This is a genomic window from Microbacterium sp. 05T445 (assembly GCF_056395865.1).
The window spans coordinates 1565189-1588125 of the sequence record NZ_JBFTKJ010000001.1 but is presented as its reverse complement, the minus strand read 5'-3'; the positions used below and the strand labels follow the sequence as shown (position 1 = coordinate 1588125).

Below are 22937 nucleotides of genomic sequence, written 5' to 3'. Positions count from 1 at the left end.
CATCCGCACCGCCGTCGCTTGTCAGCCGAGGACCTCCTGCAGGCGGGCGGCGAAGCCCACCGGGTCGCCGGGGTATCCCGGCTGGTCGGTGAATCCCCCGTGGTGGCTCGGGAAGTCCGTCACCGGCCGACCGATCGCGGCGGCGACCCCTCGGGCGCCGCGCGCGGCCAGGGTGTCGCCGGACTCAACCCCTGCCGCGATGACGAGGCGCTCGCCCAGCGCCCGCAGCGCGTCGACGTCGATGCGGTAGGCGACGGTGGCCGGCATGTTCCGCAGCAGCGGGTTCGTGCGCGAGCCGTCGTCCTCCGGCGACATGCCGAACATCGCGGGGTCGGGCGCCGGCTGGTCGAGGTAGTCGTCGGGCAGGGGCCCGTCGGTCATCACGAACGGCATGAACTTCGCCATGGCGGCGCCGTCGCCCTTCTCGGCGTAGGTACGCTTCATGTCGGCGACCGCCGCGAGCACCGTGTCACGGTCGGGGAGCACGTCGCCCAGAGGCGGTTCGTGGGCGACCGCGATCCGCACGTCGTCCGGGTGGGTCGCGACCAGCGCGAGCAGGTTCACCGCCCCGCCGCTGCTGCCGAAGGCGTCGACGGGCCCGACGCCCAGCGCCCCGATGACGCGGTGCAGATCCGCGGCGTGCTGCTCGACCGCGATGTCGGCGGTTCCGACGGGGTTGCGCCCGGCTCCGCGCGGGTCGTACGTCACCACAGGTCGGTCGCCGATCTGCGCGGCCAGCTGCGCCAGTCCGCTCGCGTCCATGGGCGCGGCGAAGAGGAACAGCGCGGGCCGCTCGGCGGTCGCCTCGCTCAGATCGCCGTGGATGTCGTAGGTGATCGCGTCTTCTCCGGAGCCCACGACGTGCGTGGTCACGGTGCGTGCGACGGTGTTCTCTGTCATCTTCGTCTCCTCGTCCGCGCTCACACTCCGGCGAGCACGCCCTCCAGACGGCGGTAGCTGGCCTCCATGCCGTCGGTCATGCCGGTGGCCAGGACGATGTCGCGCGTCTTCATGTCGGGGTACTCGATCAGCAGCGTGACCAGCGTCGCGCCGTCCTCTTCGTAGAGGCTCAGGTCGTTGAGCGTCGACGGGAAGTCGGTGCCGGTCATGTGCTCGGTGGTGACCGCGCGCCGCGGGGCGTCGGTGAGGACGGTCTCGCCGTCGAAGCCGAAGCGCTCGCCCTTGGTGCCCTCGAGGGGCTCCCACTCGTAGCGATAGCGGCCGCCGACCGTCGGGTCGACCTCGCAGATCGACATGCGCCAGCCGTCGGGGCCGAGCAGCCAGCGCTGGATCAGCTCCGGCTCCTGGTGGGCCCGCCACACCAGGTCGATGGGGCCCTCGATGAGCCGTGTGATGCGGACGTGCGTGTCGTCGAGGATCTCGGTCTGCGTCCCCTTGCCGGCGGCGTAGGCGCGCAGTCCCTCGAGGACGCGGTCGAGCTGGTTGATGGCCATGGTCGAGCCCTCGACGGCGCCCATCGCGACGACCTTCTCCAGCGCCTCGGCGGAGTCGAAGTAGGTGGTGTTGCGCAGCCGCGACCCGGCGGGGATCTGCTCGAAGGCGAACACCATGCGCGAGGTGGGCATGTCGGCCAGCACCTCGCCGTTCTCGTCGGCGAACGAGTCGAGGGCCGTGAAGGATCGCGGGCCGTCGAGCTCGAGGAACTCCCAGACGCCGTGGTACTGCTCGCCCTGCGGGCTGGTCATGCGGTACCGCGCGCGGCCGCCCGCGGTCAGGTCGAACTCGGTGAACGTGGCGGGGTAGCCGGGAGGTCCCCAGAACCGCTCGAGCTCGCGAGGCTCGGTGAAGGCCTCCCACAGCCGCTCGACCGGAGCGGCGAACTCGGCCGTGAGCGTCATGGTGAGCGCTTCGGGGTCGGTGGTGACGTCGGTGACGGGCATCGTCATTCTCCTTCGTTCCTGCGGTGGTCGTTCTCTGGACTGTCGGGGGCGCCGGCGGGTTCGGCGAGCAGCGCGTCGAGTCGGTCGATGCGCGACCGCCAGAGCTCCTCGTAGCGGGTGAGCAGCGCGCGAGCGCGGGCGATCATGGCCGGATCCGCCCGGACGAGACGCTCGCGACCCTCGGCGCGCTTGACGATGAGGCCTGCCGCCTCGAGCACGGTGACGTGCTTCTGCACGGCCGCGAACGACATGTCGTACTCGCGGGCGAGCGTCGAGACGGAGTACTCGGCCGACAGCGTCCGACGCAGGATGTCGCGCCGGGTCGCCGCCGCCAGTGCGTGGAACACGCGGTCGATCTCGTCATCGCTGAGCTCAATTCCTACAACCATTTGGTTGTACGTTACGACGGGAGGAGGCATCCGTCAACCCCCTCTCGCGCCGAATAGACTTGAGGGGTCCGGCATCCCCCGAATTTCTGGAGCTGAGCCGCGTGACCACCCCCTCTTCGACTGCTGTCGCCGATACCGTCTCGAACGCCGAGGCCACCCCGGAGAAGGAGCAGCCGTACGCGGCGCTCGGTCTCAAGCCCGACGAGTACGACAGGATCCGCGAGATCCTCGGCCGCCGCCCCACCTCGGGCGAGCTGGCGATGTACTCCGTCATGTGGTCGGAGCACTGTTCCTACAAGTCCTCGAAGATCTACCTCCGCAAGTTCGGGGAGAAGGTCTCGGAAGAGATGAAGGAACGGCTCATGGTCGGCATGGGCCAGAACGCCGGCGTCGTCGACATCGGCGAGGGCTGGGCGGTCACCTTCAAGGTCGAGTCGCACAACCACCCGAGCTACATCGAGCCGTTCCAGGGCGCCGCGACCGGCGTCGGCGGCATCGTGCGCGACATCATCTCGATGGGCGCGCGCCCCGTGGCGGTCATGGACCAGCTGCGCTTCGGCGCCATCGACAACCCCGACACCGCGCGCGTGGTCCACGGCGTCGTCTCGGGCATCAGCTTCTACGGCAACTGTCTGGGCCTGCCGAACATCGGCGGCGAGACCGTGTTCGACGCGGTCTACCAGGGCAACCCGCTCGTGAACGCCCTCGCGGTGGGCGTCCTCCGCCACGAGGACCTCAAGCTCGCCAACGCCACCGGCGCCGGCAACAAGGTCGTGCTGTTCGGCGCCCGCACCGGCGGCGACGGCATCGGCGGGGCATCCATCCTCGCCTCCGACACGTTCGCCGACGGCGGCCCGACCAAGCGCCCCGCGGTGCAGGTGGGCGACCCGTTCGCCGAGAAGGTGCTCATCGAGTGCTGCCTCGAGCTCTACCGCGACGAGCTCGTCGAGGCCATCCAGGACCTCGGCGCCGCCGGCATCTCGTGCGCCACGAGCGAGCTCGCCGCCAACGGCGGCTCGGGCATGCGCGTCGACCTCGAGAACGTGCTGCTGCGCGACCCCACGCTCACGCCGGAGGAGATCCTCATGAGCGAGAGCCAGGAGCGCATGATGGCGATCGTGGCTCCCGAGAAGCTCGACGCCTTCCTCGAGGTCGTGGGCAAGTGGGACGTCGAGACCTCCGTCCTCGGCGAGGTGACCGGCGACGGTCGCCTGCAGATCTTCTGGCACGGCGAGGAGATCGTGAACGTCGACCCCTCGACCGTCGCGGTCGACGGCCCCGTCTACGAGCGCCCTGTGGCCTACCCGACGTGGATCGACGCGCTGCGCGAGGACTCGGCATCCGCCCTTCCCCGCGCGACCGATGCCGAGACGCTGCGCGCCCAGTTCACGAAGCTCGTCGCGAGCCCGAACCTCGCCGACACGTCGTGGGTGACCAACCAGTACGACTACTACGTCATGGGCAACACGGCGCTGTCGTTCCCCGACGACGCCGGCATGGTCCGCGTCGACGAGCACTCCGGCCTCGGCTTCGCCATCGCGACCGACTGCAACGGCCGCTACTGCCAGCTCGACCCGTACCAGGGCGCGAAGCTCGCCCTCGCCGAGGCGTACCGCAACGTCGCCGTCTCGGGCGCGGTCCCCACGGCCGTCACCGACTGCCTCAACTTCGGCTCCCCCGAGAACCCCGAGGTCATGTGGCAGTTCTCGCAGGCCGTGGACGGCCTGTCGGACGGATGCCTCGAGCTCGGAGTGCCCGTCACCGGCGGCAACGTGTCGTTCTACAACCAGACCGGCGACCAGCCGATCTTCCCGACCCCGGTCGTGGGCGTCCTCGGGATCATCGACGACGTCGCCCGCCGCATCCCGTCCGGCTGGCAGGACGCGGGCGAGAACATCTACCTCCTCGGCGTGACCGCGACGGAGCTCTCGGGCTCGCAGTGGGCGGGCACGATCCACGGGCACCTCGGCGGACGCCCGCCCGCGGTCGACCTCGGCCAGGAGAAGAAGCTCGCCGAGCTGCTCCACGCCGCCGGCCAGCAGTCGCTCGTCTCGTCGGCGCACGACCTCTCCTCGGGCGGTCTCGCGCAGACCCTCGCCGAGGCCGTCATGCGCTTCGGCGTCGGCGCGCGGGTATGGCTGAACGAGATCCAGGAGCGCGACGGGGTGGATGCCGCCACCGCGCTGTTCTCGGAGTCGACCGGACGCGTCATCGTGACGGTGCCCCGCGAGGACGACGTGAAGTTCCGCGGACTGTGCGAGGGTCGGGGCTACCCGGTGCTGCGCATCGGCGTGACCGACTCGGCCGCCGACGGCGACGAGCCGGCACTCGAGGTGCAGGGCCTGTTCACGGTGCCGCTGGCCGAGCTGCGCGACCTCTCGACCTCGACGCTGCCCGACGCGTTCGGCCCGATCGTCAGCGAGCACACCGCCTGACCCCGGCCTCACCCCACCCCGGCGCGGGCCCAGCTGCGGCCCGCCCGGTCGGGATGCGGTGTTCGGGGCGGGATGTCTCCCTCGGGGCGGGAGTTCTGCACCCCGATGGGCAGATTCCGCCCCGAACCCGCCCACTAGACTGGGGGCATGGCGCCGGACGACGACGAGTACAGCGATTACAACGACGCCCGGCAGCGGCGCGTCAAGATCATCGCGTGGGTGACGATCGTCGCGCTCATCCTCGTCGGCGGTGGGGCCACCGTCTTCGCACTCCTCTTCGGCTGAGAACGCTCGAGCTCGTATCCGCGGTCGACGCGCGCGGTCTTCGTCTTCCCTCCGCCGGGCGGACGCTCGACCGGCGCATCCCCGCGCGGTAGGGTCGGCGCCAGGAGGAACGATGACCCGCAAGCCGTCGCTGTGGACCCGCATCAAGAACGTCTTCTCGCCGCCGGTCGAGTCCTACGACTCGCGCGGGGCGCGTCCCGGTGAGCCCGCACCGGGCCCGGGCACCCCGACGTACGAGGCGACCGACCCGCGGCGGCACGGCGGGACGATGCAGCTCGGCGGGTAGCCCGCACCTCATCGGGCATCCTCGGCGAACTCCCTGCCGGATTGCGCTATATCGCGACTACCATGGCAACGTGGAGCCGATCCTCCTGATCGTGTCGAGCTGGTGGTGGATCGCCCCGGCAGCCGCGGGCGCCGGTGCGGCGACCTACGCCGGCCTGACCACACGCAGTCGCCGGGCACGGCGGCTCGAACTCGACGCCGCGCGCCACGAGGAGTCGCAGTCCTACCGGGCGCTGGTCGCGGCCAAGGCGCGCGTGCGCACCGCCCAGGCCGACCTGCTCACGGCGAAGTCGCGCGTCGCGACGCCGGCCGCCGCCGACGCGCGCCGCGAGCTGCAGTCCGCTCGGCAGTCCGAGAAGACGGCGTCGCTGGAGCTGCGCGCGAGCCGCTCCCGCGTGAAGGCCGGCTACGCGCAGTACCGCGCCGCGACCGCCGGCGACCCGCTCCCGATCGACCGGCTCTGTGCCGCGCACGATGCGCTCAACGGCCGGTGGCTCGCGTACGAGACCGACATCGACAAGGCGCTGGCGTATCCGAAGATGACCGATACGCGGCATCCGCCCACCGTCGCGTTCCTGCGTGCGCAGCGCGAGGCGCTCGCGAAGCGGCCGACGCTGCGCGACCGGGTGACCCCGCAGCAGTACCTCGAGTACCGGGTCGCGGTGCACGACCTCGAGGCCGCGCTCGACGAGGCGGAACGCCGCGCGGGCGTTCCGGGCCATGCCCGCCCCTCCACCGCCGGCGCCACCGCGGCGGCAGGCCTCACCGCCGCCGCCGAGCTCATCTCCGAGCTCGCCGACCGCCTGCCGGCGCTGATCGCACGGATGCCGTCGCCCTCGCGGGCGAACGAGCCACCCGCTGGCAGGGTGCCCTGAGCCCGACCACCGCGGCCGTGCGGCCGTTAGCATGACAGAGTGCAGCAGTTCTGGGAGTTCGCGGGCAACTTCTGGTGGCTCGTCTTCCCGCTCATGGGCGTCGTCGGCATGGTCGGCAACGCGTGGGAGCGGGGTGCGCGGCGCCGCCATCGCCGGCGCCTGGAGACCCTGCACGCCAAGGCGGAGCTGAAGGCCGCGCAGGCCGCCGCCCGCGGCAAAGTCGTCGCCGCGGCATCCCTTCCCCCGATCACGGCGGCGACGGCCGTGCCCGTGGCCGCGGACGCGCCGCAGCGCGAGACCCAGGTGACGCAGCTCGAACGGCTGTTCGCGACGCATGACGCCGTCACCGCGCGCTGGCTCGAGTACGAGCTCGACGTCGCCAAGATCATCGCGTTCCCGGCGATGAGCGACGGCCGCCAGCCGCTGACGGCCGCGTTCCTGCGCGCCAAGCGCTTCGCCGACGGGCTGCGCCCGGCATCGGCGAAGGCGCGCGTCTCGCGCGAACAGCTCGCCGAGTACCGCAACGCCGTCGCCGACTTCGAGACGGCGTTCGACGTAGCCGAGCGCGATGCCCGCCGCATCCGCGATTCGAGCTTCACCGAGGCCGAGCGCAAGCGCCTCGACACCGCCAAGAAGCTGCTGACCGTGGCGATCGACGAGGCGGCGACCCCCGCCGAGCGTCAACTGGCCTACCGGCGCGTGCGCGAAGAGCTCGATGGCCTCATCTCGATCTCGGACGAGGCGATCGAGGTGCTCGAGAAGAAGGTCATGCTCGAGCTCGGGGCGACGACCACCGCTCCGACGGTCACGCAGCCGGCGGCGGATGCCGCGCCGGCGGCGCCCGCGGCGAGCCCTGACCCCTCACCCGTCCCGGTCGCCGAGCCCCTGCCCGCGGACCGCCCGAGCACGACGCCGCCGCCGTGGCCGGTGCCCTCCCGCGGGACCGGCGACGCTCCCGGCCGGGTCACGCACCCCAAGCCGCACCGCTGACCCGCAGGCGCCTGGCCCCTCAGGCCCCGAGCTCGGGGTGCGCGTCGATCCACGCGTCGATGCGGCCGAACCAGTCGAAGAGCCACGCGGCCCGCGCATCGAGGTCGTCGGGGATCTCGCTGCGGGGCACCCGCCAGGCGCGCATCGTGATGCCCTTGTCCATCGGCAGCTCCCGCCAGATGTCGCGCAACGTCACGAGGCGGTCCAGGCCCGTGTGCGCGATGAACACGACGTCGGCGTCGGGGGCGGCATCCAGCGCCGCGTGCATGCCGCCCGGCTGCGGGGCCATCACGTGCCGCAGCGCCTCGGCCCGCTCGGCCATGGCCTCGCGGCCGGCGTCGCGCAGACGTTGGATGCGCGACTTCCGGCGCGACGGGCTGACGTTGCCGCCCTCGGGGAAGATGACGAACGCGTCCTCGGGTCCGAGGCCCGTGGCGAGCACCGCGAGCGCCTCCTCGACACGCACACCGCCGCCCTTGCGCCCCTGCCCGAAGCCCGAAGGCACGATGAACTGCGACGGCACGCGGTGCAGCAGGATGTCGATCGCCGGATCCCACTGCAGCGTGTACTTGAGCACGATCCGCGGCCGGCGGGCGACCTCGTTGAGCAGCGTGTGGATGAGGATGAACGAGTCGCCCGGCCCGCCGTGGCGGCTCGCGACGATGAGCGGCGCACCGGCGGCGAACAGCTCGTCGAACGCGGCGCGGCCCGCCCGCGGTTCAGGGTCGTCGGACCCGGTCGTGGTGATCGTCAGGCGCAGCACCCCGCCGAAGATCCAGAACAGCAGCCGCAGCCCCCACGCGCCGAGGCGGTAGTGGGCGGTCACGAAGGCCGGGCGCCGGATGGCGTACCCGAACCCCGACGCGATCCACAGTGCGAACATCGCGATCACGAGCATCGCGTCCCACAGCAGGTAGACGGTCACCAGCCACAGCACGCGCGGCAGGCGGAACCGCCCGGGCACGAGCGAGGTGAGCGCGAGGGCCACGAGCAGCCACAGCGGCGTGAGCGCCAGCATCCCGATCGCCGCGACGATCACGAGCGGGGCGAGAAGGATGCGGCGCACCCAGGTCGGCGGCAGGTGACTCATGGCTCCTCGGGGCTCGGGGCGTCGGCGGCCTCCGCGGCGTCCAGCGCGTCGGCGAGGTAGGCGCGGCTCGCCTCGTAGGCGGCGTCGATCCGCCGCCGGACGGTGCTCATGCGACGGTACGACATCAGCGAGTCGTCGCCGTCGAGCGCGCCGCCGCTGGGAAGCACGTGCAGGTCGACGCCTTCGGGGAGGTTCGCGATGTCGTGGGCGTACCGATGGCGCCGTGCGATCTCGAACGCGACGCGCGCCGTCTCGACGGCCGTGCGCGGCGGCTCCAGCGGCGTCTCGATGCGGCCGACCTGCAGCACATAGACGGTGCGGGCGCCGGCGCCGAGCGCCTGGGCGATCGGGATCGAGTTGACGATGCCGCCGTCGATGAAGTGCTCGTCGCCGATGCGGGTGGGCGGCAGCAGTCCCGGCACCGACGCCGAGGCGAGCACCGCCTCGATGAGGGGGCCGGAATCGAAGACGTGCTCTGCGGCGCGCTCGATGCTCGCGGCGACCACCCGCAGGGGCACCGGGAGGTCTTCGAAGCGGGTGTCGGCGCCCAGCGCGCGCTCGAGCAGGTGGCGCAGCGGCGCCGGCGAATTCAGGTGCGTCTTGGTCTTCACCAGCCGCCCGAACTGGGCGAACAGCGAGTCACCGTAGACGGCGTTCGCCTCGGGAGAGGTCCACGCGTCGAGGAGCCGGTCGATCACCGCGAGGGTCGGGTCGCTCGCGACGAGGGCGCCGTTGATGGCGCCGATCGAGGTGCCGACGACCAGGTCGGGACGGATGCCGCGCTCGAGGAGCGCGCGCAGCATGCCGATCTCCACGGCTCCGCGCACGCCGCCCCCACCGAGCACGTAGGCCACCGTCATGCCCACACCCTAGTGCGGCGGGTCAACGGATCCGAGATTCGGAGGTCGGACGAGAATTCGGATGCCGCGGGCCTGCGGCATCCGAATTCCGTGCCGATCTCCGAATCCGCTCAGCGACGGGACGTGGTGAGACTGTCGGCCCAGTTCTGGTTGTCGGCGACCCACTTCGCGACGACGGGTCCGTAGTCGTCGCCGTCGTACTCGCCGAACATGGCGTCCTCGAGCGAGTAGAGCAGCTCGTTGTCCATGCGGAACGCCTCGAGCCACCCGGCGATCTCGGGGAACTCCTCGGCGAACGAGGTCGAGGTCACGGTGTGGATCCCCTCGGCGTCGCCGAGGAGTCCGTCCGGGTCTTCGAGGTCCTTGAGGGGGAACGCGTTGTACGCCCAGTGCGGGCGCCAGAGCGTGACCGCGACATCGCGACCGGCATCCGTCGCCGCCTGCAGCTCGGTGAGCATGGCGGGCGTCGACGACGTCACGAACTCCATGCCCTCCAGGCCGTAACCGGGGATGACGTCGTTCTGCGTGACGGTGACCAGGCCCGACCCCGCCTCGATGCCGACCAGTCGGTCGCCGAACACGTCGGCGTTCGCGGCGAGCTCGGTGAGCGAGTCGATGGGGGCGTCCTCGTTCACGGCGATGGTGAGCTTCGCCTCGTCGTTCCACGAACCGAGGTCGACGAGGTCGTCGCCGTACGTCTTCATGAAGTCGGCGTGCGTGAGCGGCAGCCAGGTGTCGAGCGTCAGGTCGTAGTCGCCCTTCGCGATGCCGGTGTAGGCGGCGGCCGGATCGGCATAGGCGAGGTCGACCGTGTAGCCCTTGTCCTCGAGCACGGCCTTCCACAGCTCGGATGCCGCGATGCCCTCGTCCCAGCCGTTGAAGACGGCGATCGTCAGGTGGCCTTTGTCGGAACCGCCGACACCTGTCTGCACGAGCGCGCCGTTCACGAGGAGGGCGGCGGTCCCCGCCAAGGCGAGGCCTGCGGCGATGATGCGTCGCTTGGTCATGTCGGAATCCTCTCCGGGTCTCTCACGCGGGGACGTGGTCGGGGTGCGCCGCGGCGGCGTGCGGTGCGGGGGCGGGCGTCGCGGGCGCGGCATCCGCTTCCTTGCTGTCCGAGACGGTCGCCGCCTTCTGCGCGGAGCGCGTGCGCGGCTGCGAGAAGCCGGACGTCACGCGGTCGAGGATCATCGCGAGGATGACGACCGACAGGCCCGCTTCGACGCCGAGGCCGATGTCGATGCGGCTGAGACTCTGCACGACCTGGCCGCCCAGCCCGCCGGCGCCGACCATGCCGGCGATGACCACCATCGACAGGCTGAGCATGATCACCTGGTTGACCCCCGCCATGATGCTGGGCATCGCCAGCGGCAGCTGGATCTGGCGCAGGATGCGACCCGGCGAGGCGCCGAACGCCTGGCCGGCCTCGACGATCTCGGCATCCACCCCGCGGATGCCGAGCTCCGTGAGTCGCACGCCGGGAGCCAGCGCGAAGGCGATCGTCGCGACCATGCCAGGGACGGGGCCGACGCCGAAGATGAGCATCGCCGGGATCAGGTAGACGAAGGCCGGCATCGTCTGGAGGAAGTCGAGCACGGGACGCAGGATCGCCGAGACGCGATCGCTGCGGGCGGCCCAGATGCCCAGCGGCACGGCGATCGCGATCGCCACGACGGCGGCGAGGATCACCAGCGCGAGCGAGTCCATCGCGTTGGACCACTGCCCCACCGCGACGATCACCAGAAGGCCCAGGGCGCTGCCGACGGCGAGCGCGAGCCCCTTCGACCAGTAGGCGAAGGCCGCGACGACGAGGATCACCACCCAGAACGGGGGTGTGGACAGCGAGGCGTCGAGCCAGTCGTACAGGCCGCGGAAGATGACCGCGACGATGTCGAAGAAACCGCCGAGCACGTCGATCACCCAGCGGACGCCGGCCTCGACGACGTCTCCGAGCGGAAGGCGGATCCCATCGTTCATCGCGCGACCCCCTGTTCCGCGGCGACCGCGTCGACGGCCCCGACCTCCGTGGGCGGCGCCGAACGGCCGGTCTGCATCGCGCCGCCGCCGGGCTGCTCGACGACGGCGAGGGTCTGCGTGATCACGCTGGCCGGCACCGTCGCGGGGACGTCGATGACCGGGTTCTCGCGGGTCACCGCCGGCACGTTGCCCAGCGCCGCGAGCAGCGTCACGCGCGGGATGGTGCCGACCAGCCGCCCGGCGTCATCGACGACGGCGACGGGCACGGGGCGCTCCACGGCGCGCTCGACGACGTCGCTGAGCGGGTCGTCGACGTGCACGGCGGCGTGGTTCGTCTGCACGAGCGAGCGCAGGTCCGCACGGCCGTCCTTGACGGCGCGGATGACGGCCCGATCGGTCACCGTGCCGAGGAACCGCCGGTTCTCGACCACCGACACCGATCCGACCTGCTGGTCGCGCATGACGCGCAGGGCACCGCGCACTCCGGCGCTCACCGGCGTCATGGCCACCGGCGGTGCCATGACCGAGCCGGCGGTGAGCACGCGCGCGCGGTCCACGTCCTGCACGAACTGGGCGACGTAGTCGTTGGCCGGATCGGTGAGGATCTCCTCCGGCGTGCCGTTCTGCACGATGCGCCCGTCCCGCATCACGGCGATGCGGTCGCCGAGGAACATCGCCTCGTTGAGGTCGTGCGTGATGAAGACGATGGTGCGGCCGAGCTCGCGCTGCAGCTCGATGAGCTGCTCCTGCATCTCACGGCGGATGAGGGGATCCAGCGCCGAGAACGCCTCGTCCATGAGCAGGATGTCGGTGCCGGCCGTCAAGGCGCGGGCGAGGCCGACGCGCTGGCGCATCCCGCCCGAGAGCTCGTCGGGCATCGCTTCGGCCCGGTCGGCGAGCCCGACCTTGGCGAGGATCTCACGCGCCCGCGCCCGGCGCTCGTCGCGCCCGACGCCCTGGATCTCGAGCGCATAGGCGGCGTTGTCGAGCACCGTGAGGTGCGGCAGCAGCGCGAAGTGCTGGAACACCATCGAGATCGAGCGCTGACGGATGCCGCGCAGGGCCTTCGCGGAGGCGTCGGTCACGCTCTGCCCCTGCACGAGCACGTCTCCGGCTGTGGGTGGCAGGAGCCCGTTCAGCATGCGCAGCACGGTGGACTTGCCCGAACCCGACAGCCCCATGATCACGAAGATCTCGCCGGGCTGCACCGTGAAGCTCGCGTCGATGACGGCGGCGGAACCGGCGTCGGCCACGTCGGCGCGCGTCGCGCCCTCACGGAGGCGCCGCACCGCATCGCGGGGATTGCGCCCGAAGACTTTGAAGAGGCCCTTCGCCTCGATGGCAGGAGGAAGCGTCACTGTGCACCTCGGCAGCGTCCGTGCAGGAGCTGCAGCGGTTGCGCCCGGGTGGCGGCCGTACGGCAGCGGATGTCGGATCCGCGCTCCGGCCGCCGACCATACGCCCGCCGGTCTGACATCCCGGGAGGGACGTCACCGGCGACCGCGGACTGGTCGGGACGGCCCGATGACGGGCCTGTTCCACCGTTCCACACGACTTCCGCCCCTGGCAAATTGGCAACCGACCGGCCCTTTCGCTACCTCGCGCACGCGTTATACCACGGCTCGCGCCGAGGGGGACCGATGACGGATGCCGGCGCCAGGGGTTGACATCCTCCCGATCACCGTTGCATGGTTAGTTAGTCAAGTAAGTAACCGAACCAGCGGAGCGGGATGTGATCGAAGAAGGTCGGGCGCTGTTCCTCCAGATCGCCGAGAGCGTGGAGGACGCGATCATCGAGGGGAGCCTCGCCGAGGAGGCGCAGGCGCCCTCCACGAACGAGCTCGCCGCGTTCTATCGCATCAATCCCGCCACCGCCGCGAAGGGAGTCGCGATGCTCACCGACAAGGGCGTGCTGTACAAGCGGCGCGGCATCGGCATGTTCGTGGCGCCCGGCGCGCGCGACCTGCTCCTCGCCGAGCGCCGGTCGGCGTTCGCCGACCGCTTCGTCGAGCCGCTGCTCATCGAGGCACGCAAGCTCGGGCTCGGGCCCGACGATCTGGCACTGCTCATCCGCGACCGCGCCGACGCGCGCGCCGCGGCCACCACAGAAGGGAACGCAGGATGACGACCGGGACGCACGTCATCGAGGTGAACAACCTCACCAAGCGCTATCGCGACATCGTCGCGGTCGACGACGTGAGCTTCACGATCGAGAAGGACACCATCTACGGCCTCCTCGGCCGCAACGGCGCGGGCAAGACCACCGTCATGTCGATCCTCACGGCGCAGAACTTCGCCACCAGCGGCGACGTGCGCGTGTTCGGCATGCACCCGTACGAGAACGCCAAGGTGCTCTCGCGCATGTGCTTCGTCCGCGAGAGCCAGAAATACCCCGACGACGCGATGCCGCGGCACGCGTTCGCCTCGGCGAGGCTGTTCTTCCCGAACTGGGACCAGGATCTCGCCGACCGTCTCGTCGAGGACTTCCAGCTGCCGATGAAGCGGCGCATCAAGAAGCTCTCCCGCGGCCAGCTGTCGGCGGTGGGCGTCATCATCGGGCTCGCCTCGCGCGCCGAGATCACGTTCTTCGACGAGCCCTACCTCGGCCTCGACGCGGTGGCGCGGCAGATCTTCTACGACCGGCTCCTCGAGGACTACACCGAGCATCCGCGCACGGTGATCCTCTCGAGCCACCTCATCGACGAGGTCTCGAACCTCATCGAACGCGTGCTGGTGATCGACCGCGGCCGCATCGTGATGGACGAGGCGACGGATGCCGTCCGCGACCGCGCCGCGAACATCGTCGGCGACACCTCCGCCGTCGACGCGTTCGTCGCCGGCCGCCAGGTGATCCACCGCGAGAGCCTGGGGAACGTGGCATCCGTCACCGTCCTCGGAGCCCTCTCGCTCGCCGACCGCGAGCGGCTGGCGGCAGCCGGCCTGGACGTCGCGCCGGTCTCGCTGCAGCAGCTCATCGTGCGCACGACGCAGCACGCCGCCGAGCAGTCCGCCACCATCGACGAAGGAGCCCTCCGATGAGCCGCACCGTGAACGTCGTCCGCCTCCAGCTGGTCAACCGGATGACGTACGTCTGGATCCCGCTGATCATCCTGGCCGGCTCGTTCCTGCTCGCGCTGGCGGTGTACCTGACGCTGTACAGCTCTGGCCTGCCCGGCCCGTTCTACGGGGGCGGGGCGCAGGCGCCGCTGTGGTACTTCGGCATCGTCGGCATCCAGGCGCTGACGCTCACCTTCCCGTTCTCGCAGGCGATGAGCGTCACGCGTCGCGAGTTCTACCTCGGCACCCTGCTGACGGCGGCGCTGACCTCGCTGATCCTGGCCGCGATCTTCATCGCGGGCGGGTTCATCGAGATCGCGACGAACGGCTGGGGCGTGAACGGCTGGTTCTTCCGCCTGGACTGGGTGTGGGAGTCCGGACCGGCCGCCGCGGGCCTGTTCTACTTCAGCACCGCGATGATGTTCTTCGTCGTCGGCTTCTGGGCGGCGACGATCTACAAGCGGTTCGGATCGCTCGGGCTGACCATCGTGCTCGTGGGACTCGGCGTGCTGTTCGTGATCGGCATGTTCATCGTCGGCCGTCTGAACGCCTGGGGATCGGTCTTCGGCTGGTTCGCCGAGCAGGGCGCGCTCGGCCTGTCGCTGTGGGGGCTGCTGGTGATCGCCGCCCTCGCGGGGATCTCGTTCCTCACGCTGCGACGCACGGTCCCCTGATCGGGAACGGATGCCCCGGCCCGCGCGCGTGCGCCGGCCGGGGCATCCTTCTGCCCGGCGCGGCGACGAGGCTCAGCGGCTGTCGGCGGCCTCGGTGTGGTGGCGGATCACCTCGGCGACGACGAAGTTGAACCACTTCTCGGCGAAGGCGGGGTCGAGGTCCGCCTGCTCGGCGAGACTGCGCAGGCGCGCGACCTGCTGCTCCTCGCGGGCGGGGTCGGAGGCGGGCATGCCGTGGTCGGCCTTGAGGTGCCCGACCTGCTTCGTGGCCTTGAACCGCTCGGCGAGCAGATACACCAGGGCGGCGTCGATGTTGTCGATGCTGCTGCGCAACCGGGCAAGCGTCGCCGTGGGATCTTCGGTCATGGGGGTTCCTCCTCGCCCATCGACACTACCCGAGCGGGAGCGCGTGCCCGCGGGCGCGGTGCGTCGCACGATCAGACGATCTTGCGCCGGTGCCCTCGTCCCGGCGTGGGCCCGCCAATAGAGTGTGTCCATGACCGATGCCTCGTCTTCACTCGGCGCGACCGCCGCCGAGGCCGCTGAGCCCCTGTCCGCGGCCCCTGGTGGGGGTACGGACGGGCAGCTCGTCCCGCAGGATGCCGCCGAGCTCGCGGCCGCGGCCCCCGTGTTCACCGGGGAGGCTCCGGCGGGAAAGACGTTCTGGGCGAACCTCAACAGCCCCTTCCGGCTCGGCCTCGTCCTGACGCTCGGCGCACTCGTGGCGGTCGCGCTGGGTCTGGCCTTCTGGAATCTGTCGACGATCATCATCTACGTCGTCTTCGCCTTGTTCGCCGCACTGGGACTGGACCCCGTGGTGCGCTGGCTGGGGCGTCACCATGTCTCGCGCCCGTGGGCGATCGTGGTGGTGTACACGGCGTTCGCGCTCGTCCTCACCGGGGTGCTCCTGCTGGTGGTCCCGACGCTCGTGAAGCAGATCGGCGTGTTCTTCACCAACCTGCCGCAGACCGTGGACGACTTCCAGAAGTCCGATTTCTACGGCTGGCTGAGCTCGACGTTCGGTTCGCAGGTGGGGCAGATCACCGACCAGGTCGAGAAGTTCCTCACCAACCCGGCGAACATCGCAGCGATCGGCGGCGGCGTCGTGAGCTTCGCGGTGAACGTCGGCACCACGATCTCGGGCCTGATCATCGTGCTCGTGCTGAGCCTGTACTTCCTCGCCGGCCTGCCGGCGATGAAGGTCGCGTTCAACCGGTTCGTCCCCGCCCGCAACCGGCCGAAGGCCGCGGAGATGACCGACCAGATCACCGATTCGATCGGTGCCTACCTCATGGGCATGGTCGTCCTGGCGTTCTGCAACTCGGTCGTCGCGTTCCTCCTGCACCTGTTCCTGGGACTGCCGTTCCCAGCCCTGATGGGCATGCTGGCCTTCCTCATCACGCTGATCCCGCTCATCGGCTCGGTGCTCTACTGGCTCACGGCGACCACGCTCGCCCTGTTCACCGGCTGGCTGCCCGCCCTCATCTTCGCGGTCATCTACCTCATCTACATGCAGCTGGAGGCATACGTCCTCACGCCCAAGGTGATGAACAAGGCGATCTCGGTGCCGGGCGCCCTCGTCGTGATCGGCGCCATGGTCGGCGGCACGCTGCTCGGGCTGCTCGGCGCGCTCGTCGCGATCCCCGTGACGGCCTCGATCCTGCTCATCATCAAGCAGGTCTTCATCCCGAAGCAGGACGCCAAGCTCTGATCCCGGCGCCGGGGTTGTCGGCGCCGGCGCACACGCCCATACTGTGCGCATGGCGATCCGGGACGCCGGCGTCGTGGACTGGACGGGCCGGTTCCAGCAGCTCGCCGCGCACGAGGCGTCGCTGGCGGGCGACGAGCTGGAGGAGTTCGGCCAGGCGGCGTGGTTCGTCGGGCAGGACGAGGTGTCGGTGCGCGCGTGGGAGCGCGCGCACCTGCGCCACCTCGACGACGGCGACCTCCCCTCCGCCGTGCGGTGCGTATTCTGGCTCGGCTTCACGCTCAGCGAGCGCGGCGACGACGTCCGCGCGGGGGCGTGGATGGGCCGGCTCATGGATCTGTGCGGTCGCAGCGGCGCCACGGCGGGCACCGACGCGGTGCGGGCGCTGTGCGTCGCGGTGGGGGCGTTCGCGCGCGGAGAGGCGGAGGCATCCGTCCCGCTCTTCCGCGATGCGATCGAGAGGGCGGATGCCGCCGCCGACGCCGACACACTGACGCTGGCGTCGATGGGGCTCGGCCGGGCGCTCCTGGCGACCGGGCGCGCCGACGAGGCGTTCGGGGTGCTGGACCGCGTGATGCTGCTCATCGCGGACGGGCGCGTCAGCGACCGCGCGGCGGGCCCCGCGTACTGCGCCGTGATCGCGAGCCTGCTCGGCCGAGGCGACGTGGAGCGGGCCCGGGTGTGGACCCGCGAGCTCGGCGACTGGTGCGATGCGCAGCGCGGACTGGAGCCGTTCCGCGGCGAGTGCACGCTGCACCGCGCGAGCGTGCTGCAGCTGGGCGGCGAGTGGCAGGCGGCGACGGCCGCGGCCGAAGAGGTGTGCGCGACCGAGAAGCGCACCGAGACGCTCGCGAACGCCTGGTACCGGGCCGCGGACCTTCACCGCGTCGCGGGCCGACCGGATCCGGCGCGCGACGCGCTTCGCCGGGCCGCGGCCCTGGGGCGCGACCTGCAGCCCGGACTGGCGCTGCTGCACCGCGACACCGGCGACCTCGCCGGGGCGTGGGCCGGGCTCGAGGCCGCACGCGCGGCGACGGCCGAACCCGCGCCGCGGGCCGAGGTGCTCGCGGCGGCGGCGCGCGTCGCGCTGGACCGCGGGCACCTGGCCGAGGCCGCCGCAGCCGCCGAGGAGCTCGCGGAGTGCGCGGCGGCCTTCGACACGCTGTACCTCAGGGCGCTCTCGACCCGCGTCGACGGCGAGGTCGCGCTGGCGGAAGGGCGCCCGGCCGACGCGCTGACGCTGCTGCGCGCGTCGTGGGCGGCGTGGCGGCGATTGGACGCACCCTACGACGCCGCACTCACACGTATCTCGATCGGCGCCGCCATCCGCGACATCGGCGACGCCGAGGGCGCCGAGCTCGAGTTCGACGCGGCGCGCGGCACCCTCGAAGGCCTGGGCGCCATCCCGGATCTCGCCCGCCTCGAACGCGTCGCGGCGGCCGCGGCGGCGGCATCCGATCCAGGGCTCAGCCGACGCGAACGGGAGGTGCTCGCCCTCGTCGCGCGCGGCTGGTCGAACCGCCGCATCGCGGAGCACCTGTTCCTCAGCGAACGCACCGTGGCCCGGCACGTGGGCAGCATCCTGGCCAAGCTCGGGGTGCCCAGCCGCTCAGCGGCGACCGCGTACGCGTTCGAGCACGGGCTCGCCGTCGTCCTTTGAGCTTCGCGAGCGGGATGCCGCGGCATCCGCAATTGGTCATTTCTGCCGATGCCGGCCCCTGCCCACGCGCCTACCGTGAGGGCCCAGGAGGTCATCATGGACATCACGACACGCGACACCGTCATCGTCGGAGCGGGGGCAGCGGGGCTGCGCGCCGCGCGCCTGCTCACCGCCCGCGGCGTCGACGTCGAGCTCCTCGACGCGCACGACCGGGTGGGAGACACCTGGCGGGAACGGTACCGCTCGCTGCGCCTGTTCACGCCGCGGCGGTGGGCGGAGCTGCCCGGCCTGCGCATGGACATCGGGTTCTTCGAGTACCCGACCGGCGCCGGATACGCCGACTACCTCGAGAGCTGCGCGACCGCCATCGGCGCGCCGGTGCGTCTCTCGACCCGCGTCGAGCGGCTGTCCGTCGCCGGCGACGGTCGCTTCCGGCTCGCGCTGTCGACGGGCGACGAGATCCTCGCGGACCACGTCGTGGTCGCCGCGGGCGCGCACCACCGGCCCATCCGCCCGCCGTTCGCAGGGCACCTCGACCCCGGGATCCGTGCGCTGCACTCCCTCGACTACCGCGGCCCGGACGACTTCGCCCCGGGGCCCGTGCTGATCGTCGGGGCCGCGAACTCAGGCACCGACATCGCGCTGGAGGCCGCGGCATCCGGTCATGCGGTCACGATGGCAGGCCGCCACCCCGGTCAGGTCCCCGGTCGCATCGACACCCCGATCGGCAACCTGGTCAGCAGCATCTTCATCCGCCGGCTGCGCCGGCTCACGCTCGACACGGCCCGCGGCCGGCGGTTCGCCGCCGAGCACCGCGGGCACGGCGTGAACCTCGTGCGCAACCATCGCGCCGACCTCGCGAAGGCCGGCGTGCGGCTGGTCGGGCGGATCGCCGGGGTCGACGACACGGGCCGTCCGGTGCTCGACGACGGCGAGCGCGTGCCCGCCGCGACCGTGGTGTGGTGCACCGGTTCGCTGCCGGAGCTGCGCTGGATCGACATCCCCGCCGCGTTCGGCGAGCACGGTGCCGTCGCCCACGAGCGCGGCCTCGCGACGCACGTCGCAGGTCTCGCGTTCGTCGGGCTGCCGTTCCAGTACTCCGTCGCCTCGCCCACCCTCATGGGGATGGAACGGGATGCCGCCCACGTCGTGTCCCGCCTGCTCGCGCCCTCGCGCGCGCCGCGCGGGGAGGCATCCGTCGCCGTCGCGTGACGGGGCTCAGCGCACCGGGAGCAGACAGGTCGGCGACGGAGCCGCGGTGCGGTGCCGGACCCGGCCGGGAGCGCCGGTGCGCAGGTCGAGCGTCAGCGAGGCGACCTCGTCCGAGAGCTGCCCGGCGACGACGAGGATGTCGCGCACCACGACATGGTGCCGCGGCCAGTCCACCCCGGCATCGACCAGGGCGACCGGCTCGACCGTCTCGCCCGCGCCGCGCACGCGCAGCGTCGCGATCGTGTTGCTGCCGCGCACGCCCGCGTAGAGGAACCCGCCGTCGCGCGAGGCGGCGAGCTCGGCGGCGTTGTCGCCGGGAAGCGTGCCCGCGCCGAGCGGGGCGCCACCGACGAGTCGCCAGGTGCCGTCGGCCGACGGTGCGAGCACGAACAGCTCGCACGAGAACTCGGTCACCACGTACAGGTGTCCGCTCGGGTGCCACACCATGTGCCGGGGGCCGCTGCCCTTCGGCAGCGCCACCTGCTGCACCGGCCGCAGCCCGCTGCCGCCGTCGCGCCAGAACCGCACCACGTCGAAGCCGAGGTCGGTGGTCGCGATGAGCCCGCCGGGCAGGAACGCCGCCTCGTGCGCGCGCGAGGGACGAGCGGTCCCCACGCCCCCTCCAGGCGCCGCTAGCGCGTCGCCCGGAGCCTCCGGGCGCGTGGGCCCAGCCTCGCCCTCGGCCGCCGGCGCCGGCTCGGCGTCGTCGCGGTCGTGGTCGGGAACGAGGTGCGCGAACTCCGCTCCCGCGGCCTCCCGCAGCGCCCGCGTGGCGGCCACGAGGTCGATGTCGCCCGCGACGGGGGAGACGGCGTCGGGGTCGTACGGGTCGGTCGCCGCAGGCGCGATGGCCGGCGACGAGGGCCGGCCCGCGGCATCCAGGTCCATCCGCACGACGCGCCCGTCGCCCCAGCAGCTGGCGACGAGGAAGCGGCCGTCGGGCGACACCGCGACGTGGCAGACCGCCTCGCCGGCAGCCACCGGGGCGCCCAGCGGTGCGAACGTCGCCTCGCCGGTGCGGCGGAACGCCTGCACCTGCCGGCGCTGCTCGAGCGCCGCGTACACGACGTCCAAGGTCGGGTGCGGGGCGAGCCACGACGGCGAGTCGGCGGTCGCGACGTCACCCGCGAAGGCCAGCGAGCCCCCGGCCGATGCGTCGTCGACGGCGCCGGCCAGCAGCATCCCGAATCCGGTGGCGTTGCCGCCCATGTCGGCGGTGTACCCGCCCAGCCAGAACCGCACGTCAGTCGACGAGATCGTGGCGCACGATCACGGCGTCGCGGGCCGGGCCCACGCCGATCACCGAGATGCGCGTGCCGCTCATCGCCTCGAGCGCGAGGACGTACTCCTGCGCCTCGATGGGGAGGTCCTCGAAGGTGCGGGCGCCGGAGATGTCCTGCTTCCAGCCGGGGAAGTACTCCAGGATCGGCACCGCGTGGTGGAAGTCGGACTGGTTCACCGGCACCTCGTCGAACCGCTCCCCGTCGACGTCGTATGCGACGCACACCGGGATCTGGTCGAGGCCGGTGAGGATGTCGAGCTTGGTGAGCACGAGGTCGGTGATGCCGTTGATGCGGGTCGCGTAGCGCGTGATGGGCGCATCGTACCAGCCGACACGGCGCGGACGACCCGTGGTGGTGCCGAACTCGAAGCCGCGCGAGCGGAGGAAATCGCCGTTCTCGTCGAACAGCTCGGTCGGGAACGGGCCCGAGCCGACACGCGTCGTGTAGGCCTTCACGATGCCCACGATGCGGTCGAGTCGGTTGGGGCCGACGCCCGCGCCGGTCGCGGCGCCGCCCGCGGTCGCCGACGACGACGTCACGAACGGGTAGGTGCCGTGGTCGACGTCGAGCATCGTCGCCTGGCCGCCCTCGAACACCACGACGTCGCCCGCGTCGAGCGCGTCGTTGAGGAGCAGCGCGGTGTCGGCGACCATCGGGCGCAGACGCTCGGCGTACGACAGCAGGTCGTCGACGATCTCGTCGCACGTGATGGCGCGGCGGTTGAAGACCTTGACCAGAAGGTGGTTCTTCTGGTCGAGGGCGCCCTCGACCTTCTGGCGCAGGATGTTCTCGTCGAAGAGGTCCTGCACGCGGATGCCGACGCGGTTGATCTTGTCGGCGTAGGCGGGACCGATGCCGCGGCCCGTGGTGCCGATCATGCGCTTGCCGAGGAAGCGCTCGGTGACCTTGTCGAGCGTGCGGTGGTACTGCGTGATGATGTGCGCGTTCGCGCTCACACGCAGGCGCGAGGTGTCCAGGCCCCGGGCGTGCAGCGCCTCGAGCTCGGCGAAGAGCACCTCGAGGTCGACCACGACGCCGTTGCCGATCACCGCGTTCACGCCCGGAGACAGGATGCCGGAGGGCAGCAGGTGCAGCGCGTACTTCTCGTTGCCGATCACGACCGTGTGGCCGGCGTTGTTGCCGCCGTTGAACTTGACCACCCAGTCGGTGCGGTCACCCAGGAGGTCGGTGGCCTTGCCCTTGCCCTCGTCCCCCCACTGGACTCCGACGATCACGATGCCTGGCATGGGCTACTCCCCCGTTATCGGACGGTTACACCCCATCCTATCGGCGGTGCGCATTCCTCCCGCATCCTGCCCGGATGCCAGGATGGGCCGGTGCCCTCCAGGAAGCCGAGACGCGGCGCTGCCGCCGCCCCGAGCGCCGATGCCCCCCGGCCGAGCGCATGGCGCACCCACGTGTCGTGGGCGACCTGGACGCTGATCGCCCTCTCGGTGCCCTTCACGGTGTTCGCCGTGTTCCAGGCGGCCGGCGATCCCTCGGGCGACACCCTGTGGGGCGTGGCGTTCTTCCTCCCGCCGGCGGTCATCACCGGGTACGCGGTCCTCGAGATGCTGTGGGCGCGCGCGCACCTCATCAACGCGGCGGCCTTCCGGATGACGGCGATCCCGGCTGTCGCGGCGGCGGTGTCGACGGCGACGATCGCCGTGACCTACGCACTGCCCGCCCTCCAGGCGGTCCTCGCCCGCACCCGCCGGGACGACGGCGGGCACTATTGGCTCGGCACGGGGATCGGCAACCCCTGGCTCCTCACGCTGACTGCCGGCTTCGCGGCAGGCGCGCTCGCGGGGCTGCTCGTCTGGGTGCTGATCGTCACCCCGGTCGCGGCCATCCGGCGCCCCCGCGAGTTCGCCGACGCGAACATGATGTCGACCGAGAGCAAGGACTTCGAGAACAACCGGCGGGCGGGCATCGCGTTGTCGTTCCTGCTCATCCTCATCTTCGCGATCCCCACGCTCATCGTCTTCGGGTCGCAGAACGCGACGGCCGACGACGTCGTCGAGCTGTTCGCCGACCTCGGCCGGACTGTGAGCGCCCCGTCGGAGAACCTCGGAGAGATCGCGTGGCTGCTCGGCCTCCTGCTCATCCCCCTGGCGGTCTGGCTCACCTGGTACGTCTGGAAGACGCAGCGGGTCGACCGGGCGCGTCGAGCGGCCGCCGGCGTGCCGATGGGGCTGCCCGGTCCAGGTCACGACTGAGCCGCGGCATCCGACGACGCGACGCGGGCCTGTCGAT

Annotated in this window: 23 protein-coding genes; 12 read left to right on the top strand and 11 right to left on the bottom strand. The window is 71.6% G+C overall.

Annotation, left to right across the window (positions count from 1 at the left end):
• Positions 1–21 precede the first annotated feature (21 nt).
• Genes AC1DDU_RS07640 through AC1DDU_RS07630 form a run of 3 tightly spaced genes read right to left on the bottom strand, consistent with a single transcriptional unit; the run spans position 22 to position 2290 of the window.
• Complete coding sequence (locus AC1DDU_RS07640) at positions 22–900, bottom strand: alpha/beta fold hydrolase (RefSeq protein WP_477432662.1); 879 nt, start codon at positions 898–900, stop codon at positions 22–24.
• Positions 901–920: 20 nt separating this feature from the next.
• On the bottom strand, positions 921–1901 hold the full coding sequence (locus AC1DDU_RS07635) for an SRPBCC family protein (protein WP_477432660.1): 981 nt from the start codon (positions 1899–1901) through the stop codon (positions 921–923).
• A 2-nt stretch (positions 1902–1903) separates the two neighbouring features.
• On the bottom strand, positions 1904–2290 hold the full coding sequence (locus AC1DDU_RS07630; protein WP_477432658.1) for an ArsR/SmtB family transcription factor: 387 nt from the start codon (positions 2288–2290) through the stop codon (positions 1904–1906).
• A 101-nt stretch (positions 2291–2391) separates the two neighbouring features.
• Here AC1DDU_RS07630 and purL point away from each other — a divergent pair, with 101 nt between their 5' ends.
• The 5 genes from purL (at position 2392) to AC1DDU_RS07605 (ending at position 7160) form a co-directional block, all read left to right on the top strand.
• Positions 2392–4725, top strand: coding sequence for a phosphoribosylformylglycinamidine synthase subunit PurL (purL, locus tag AC1DDU_RS07625; protein ID WP_477432656.1), 2334 nt, complete (start codon positions 2392–2394; stop codon positions 4723–4725).
• Between the two features lie 147 nt (positions 4726–4872).
• Positions 4873–5010: a hypothetical protein gene (locus AC1DDU_RS07620; protein WP_477432654.1), complete on the top strand. Its 138-nt coding sequence runs from the start codon at positions 4873–4875 to the stop codon at positions 5008–5010.
• Between the two features lie 112 nt (positions 5011–5122).
• Positions 5123–5296 carry a hypothetical protein gene (locus tag AC1DDU_RS07615; RefSeq protein WP_477432652.1) on the top strand — a complete coding sequence of 58 codons (174 nt, stop codon included), beginning with the start codon at positions 5123–5125 and terminating at the stop codon, positions 5294–5296.
• Between the two features lie 70 nt (positions 5297–5366).
• The gene (locus AC1DDU_RS07610) at positions 5367–6170 is read left to right on the top strand and encodes a hypothetical protein (RefSeq protein ID WP_477432650.1); all 804 of its coding nucleotides are present in this window, start codon (positions 5367–5369) and stop codon (positions 6168–6170) included.
• Positions 6171–6209: 39 nt separating this feature from the next.
• On the top strand, positions 6210–7160 hold the full coding sequence (locus AC1DDU_RS07605; RefSeq protein WP_477432648.1) for a hypothetical protein: 951 nt from the start codon (positions 6210–6212) through the stop codon (positions 7158–7160).
• 19 nt (positions 7161–7179) lie between these two features.
• On the opposite strand, the gene AC1DDU_RS07600 is transcribed toward AC1DDU_RS07605, so the two are convergent.
• The 5 genes from AC1DDU_RS07600 to AC1DDU_RS07580 form a co-directional block, all read right to left on the bottom strand.
• A complete protein-coding gene (locus AC1DDU_RS07600; RefSeq protein ID WP_477432646.1) occupies positions 7180–8250 on the bottom strand; it encodes a 1-acyl-sn-glycerol-3-phosphate acyltransferase in 1071 nt (356 codons plus the stop codon).
• On the bottom strand, positions 8247–9110 hold the full coding sequence (locus AC1DDU_RS07595) for a patatin-like phospholipase family protein (protein ID WP_477432644.1): 864 nt from the start codon (positions 9108–9110) through the stop codon (positions 8247–8249). The genes AC1DDU_RS07600 and AC1DDU_RS07595 overlap by 4 nt, the downstream gene beginning before the upstream one ends.
• A gap of 110 nt (positions 9111–9220) precedes the next feature.
• Positions 9221–10117, bottom strand: a complete 897-nt coding sequence (locus AC1DDU_RS07590; RefSeq protein ID WP_477432642.1) for a glycine betaine ABC transporter substrate-binding protein — start codon at positions 10115–10117, stop codon at positions 9221–9223.
• 22 nt (positions 10118–10139) lie between these two features.
• Entirely contained in the window at positions 10140–11087 is a 948-nt protein-coding gene (locus AC1DDU_RS07585; protein WP_477432641.1) for an ABC transporter permease, read from the bottom strand.
• On the bottom strand, positions 11084–12445 hold the full coding sequence (locus AC1DDU_RS07580; RefSeq protein ID WP_477432640.1) for a quaternary amine ABC transporter ATP-binding protein: 1362 nt from the start codon (positions 12443–12445) through the stop codon (positions 11084–11086). Before AC1DDU_RS07580 ends, AC1DDU_RS07585 begins: the two co-directional genes overlap by 4 nt.
• A 374-nt stretch (positions 12446–12819) precedes the next feature.
• On the opposite strand from AC1DDU_RS07580, the gene AC1DDU_RS07575 reads away from it, so the two are divergent.
• The 3 genes from AC1DDU_RS07575 to AC1DDU_RS07565 are packed head-to-tail and all read left to right on the top strand — an operon-like array spanning position 12820 to position 14818.
• Positions 12820–13212, top strand: coding sequence for a GntR family transcriptional regulator (locus tag AC1DDU_RS07575; RefSeq protein WP_477432639.1), 393 nt, complete (start codon positions 12820–12822; stop codon positions 13210–13212).
• Positions 13209–14126 carry an ABC transporter ATP-binding protein gene (locus tag AC1DDU_RS07570; protein WP_477432638.1) on the top strand — a complete coding sequence of 306 codons (918 nt, stop codon included), beginning with the start codon at positions 13209–13211 and terminating at the stop codon, positions 14124–14126. The genes AC1DDU_RS07575 and AC1DDU_RS07570 overlap by 4 nt, the downstream gene beginning before the upstream one ends.
• Positions 14123–14818, top strand: a complete 696-nt coding sequence (locus AC1DDU_RS07565) for a hypothetical protein (protein ID WP_477432637.1) — start codon at positions 14123–14125, stop codon at positions 14816–14818. The genes AC1DDU_RS07570 and AC1DDU_RS07565 overlap by 4 nt, the downstream gene beginning before the upstream one ends.
• Positions 14819–14890: 72 nt before the next feature.
• Here the strand turns inward: AC1DDU_RS07565 and AC1DDU_RS07560 are convergent, their stop codons facing one another.
• Positions 14891–15184 (bottom strand): chorismate mutase, encoded by a 294-nt coding sequence (locus tag AC1DDU_RS07560; RefSeq protein WP_477432636.1) that lies wholly within the window; start codon positions 15182–15184, stop codon positions 14891–14893.
• 130 nt (positions 15185–15314) lie between these two features.
• Here AC1DDU_RS07560 and AC1DDU_RS07555 point away from each other — a divergent pair, with 130 nt between their 5' ends.
• The 3 genes from AC1DDU_RS07555 (at position 15315) to AC1DDU_RS07545 (ending at position 19398) form a co-directional block, all read left to right on the top strand.
• Positions 15315–16529 carry an AI-2E family transporter gene (locus AC1DDU_RS07555; RefSeq protein WP_477432635.1) on the top strand — a complete coding sequence of 405 codons (1215 nt, stop codon included), beginning with the start codon at positions 15315–15317 and terminating at the stop codon, positions 16527–16529.
• 49 nt (positions 16530–16578) lie between these two features.
• Positions 16579–18186: a LuxR C-terminal-related transcriptional regulator gene (locus AC1DDU_RS07550; RefSeq protein ID WP_477432633.1), complete on the top strand. Its 1608-nt coding sequence runs from the start codon at positions 16579–16581 to the stop codon at positions 18184–18186.
• A 96-nt stretch (positions 18187–18282) separates the two neighbouring features.
• Entirely contained in the window at positions 18283–19398 is a 1116-nt protein-coding gene (locus tag AC1DDU_RS07545) for a flavin-containing monooxygenase (protein WP_477432631.1), read from the top strand.
• A 6-nt stretch (positions 19399–19404) separates the two neighbouring features.
• On the opposite strand, the gene AC1DDU_RS07540 is transcribed toward AC1DDU_RS07545, so the two are convergent.
• Both AC1DDU_RS07540 and AC1DDU_RS07535 read right to left on the bottom strand, forming a co-directional pair.
• The gene (locus AC1DDU_RS07540; protein WP_477432629.1) at positions 19405–20640 is read right to left on the bottom strand and encodes a lactonase family protein; all 1236 of its coding nucleotides are present in this window, start codon (positions 20638–20640) and stop codon (positions 19405–19407) included.
• Between the two features lies 1 nt (position 20641).
• Positions 20642–21928 (bottom strand): adenylosuccinate synthase, encoded by a 1287-nt coding sequence (locus tag AC1DDU_RS07535; protein WP_477432627.1) that lies wholly within the window; start codon positions 21926–21928, stop codon positions 20642–20644.
• Between the two features lie 90 nt (positions 21929–22018).
• Here AC1DDU_RS07535 and AC1DDU_RS07530 point away from each other — a divergent pair, with 90 nt between their 5' ends.
• On the top strand, positions 22019–22900 hold the full coding sequence (locus AC1DDU_RS07530) for a hypothetical protein (RefSeq protein WP_477432625.1): 882 nt from the start codon (positions 22019–22021) through the stop codon (positions 22898–22900).
• The last annotated feature ends 37 nt before the right edge of the window (positions 22901–22937 follow it).

What these genes read in the sequence shown, in the direction of transcription:
- AC1DDU_RS07640 (WP_477432662.1), bottom strand. Translation starts at nt 900, where the DNA reads ATGACAGAGAACACCGTCGCACGCACCGTGACCACGCACGTCGTGGGC.
- AC1DDU_RS07635 (WP_477432660.1), bottom strand. Translation starts at nt 1,901, where the DNA reads ATGCCCGTCACCGACGTCACCACCGACCCCGAAGCGCTCACCATGACG.
- AC1DDU_RS07630 (WP_477432658.1), bottom strand. Translation starts at nt 2,290, where the DNA reads ATGGTTGTAGGAATTGAGCTCAGCGATGACGAGATCGACCGCGTGTTC.
- AC1DDU_RS07620 (WP_477432654.1), top strand. Translation starts at nt 4,873, where the DNA reads ATGGCGCCGGACGACGACGAGTACAGCGATTACAACGACGCCCGGCAG.
- AC1DDU_RS07615 (WP_477432652.1), top strand. Translation starts at nt 5,123, where the DNA reads ATGACCCGCAAGCCGTCGCTGTGGACCCGCATCAAGAACGTCTTCTCG.
- AC1DDU_RS07600 (WP_477432646.1), bottom strand. Translation starts at nt 8,250, where the DNA reads ATGAGTCACCTGCCGCCGACCTGGGTGCGCCGCATCCTTCTCGCCCCG.
- AC1DDU_RS07595 (WP_477432644.1), bottom strand. Translation starts at nt 9,110, where the DNA reads ATGACGGTGGCCTACGTGCTCGGTGGGGGCGGCGTGCGCGGAGCCGTG.
- AC1DDU_RS07590 (WP_477432642.1), bottom strand. Translation starts at nt 10,117, where the DNA reads ATGACCAAGCGACGCATCATCGCCGCAGGCCTCGCCTTGGCGGGGACC.
- AC1DDU_RS07585 (WP_477432641.1), bottom strand. Translation starts at nt 11,087, where the DNA reads ATGAACGATGGGATCCGCCTTCCGCTCGGAGACGTCGTCGAGGCCGGC.
- AC1DDU_RS07570 (WP_477432638.1), top strand. Translation starts at nt 13,209, where the DNA reads ATGACGACCGGGACGCACGTCATCGAGGTGAACAACCTCACCAAGCGC.
- AC1DDU_RS07565 (WP_477432637.1), top strand. Translation starts at nt 14,123, where the DNA reads ATGAGCCGCACCGTGAACGTCGTCCGCCTCCAGCTGGTCAACCGGATG.
- AC1DDU_RS07560 (WP_477432636.1), bottom strand. Translation starts at nt 15,184, where the DNA reads ATGACCGAAGATCCCACGGCGACGCTTGCCCGGTTGCGCAGCAGCATC.
- AC1DDU_RS07555 (WP_477432635.1), top strand. Translation starts at nt 15,315, where the DNA reads ATGACCGATGCCTCGTCTTCACTCGGCGCGACCGCCGCCGAGGCCGCT.
- AC1DDU_RS07550 (WP_477432633.1), top strand. Translation starts at nt 16,579, where the DNA reads ATGGCGATCCGGGACGCCGGCGTCGTGGACTGGACGGGCCGGTTCCAG.
- AC1DDU_RS07545 (WP_477432631.1), top strand. Translation starts at nt 18,283, where the DNA reads ATGGACATCACGACACGCGACACCGTCATCGTCGGAGCGGGGGCAGCG.
- AC1DDU_RS07535 (WP_477432627.1), bottom strand. Translation starts at nt 21,928, where the DNA reads ATGCCAGGCATCGTGATCGTCGGAGTCCAGTGGGGGGACGAGGGCAAG.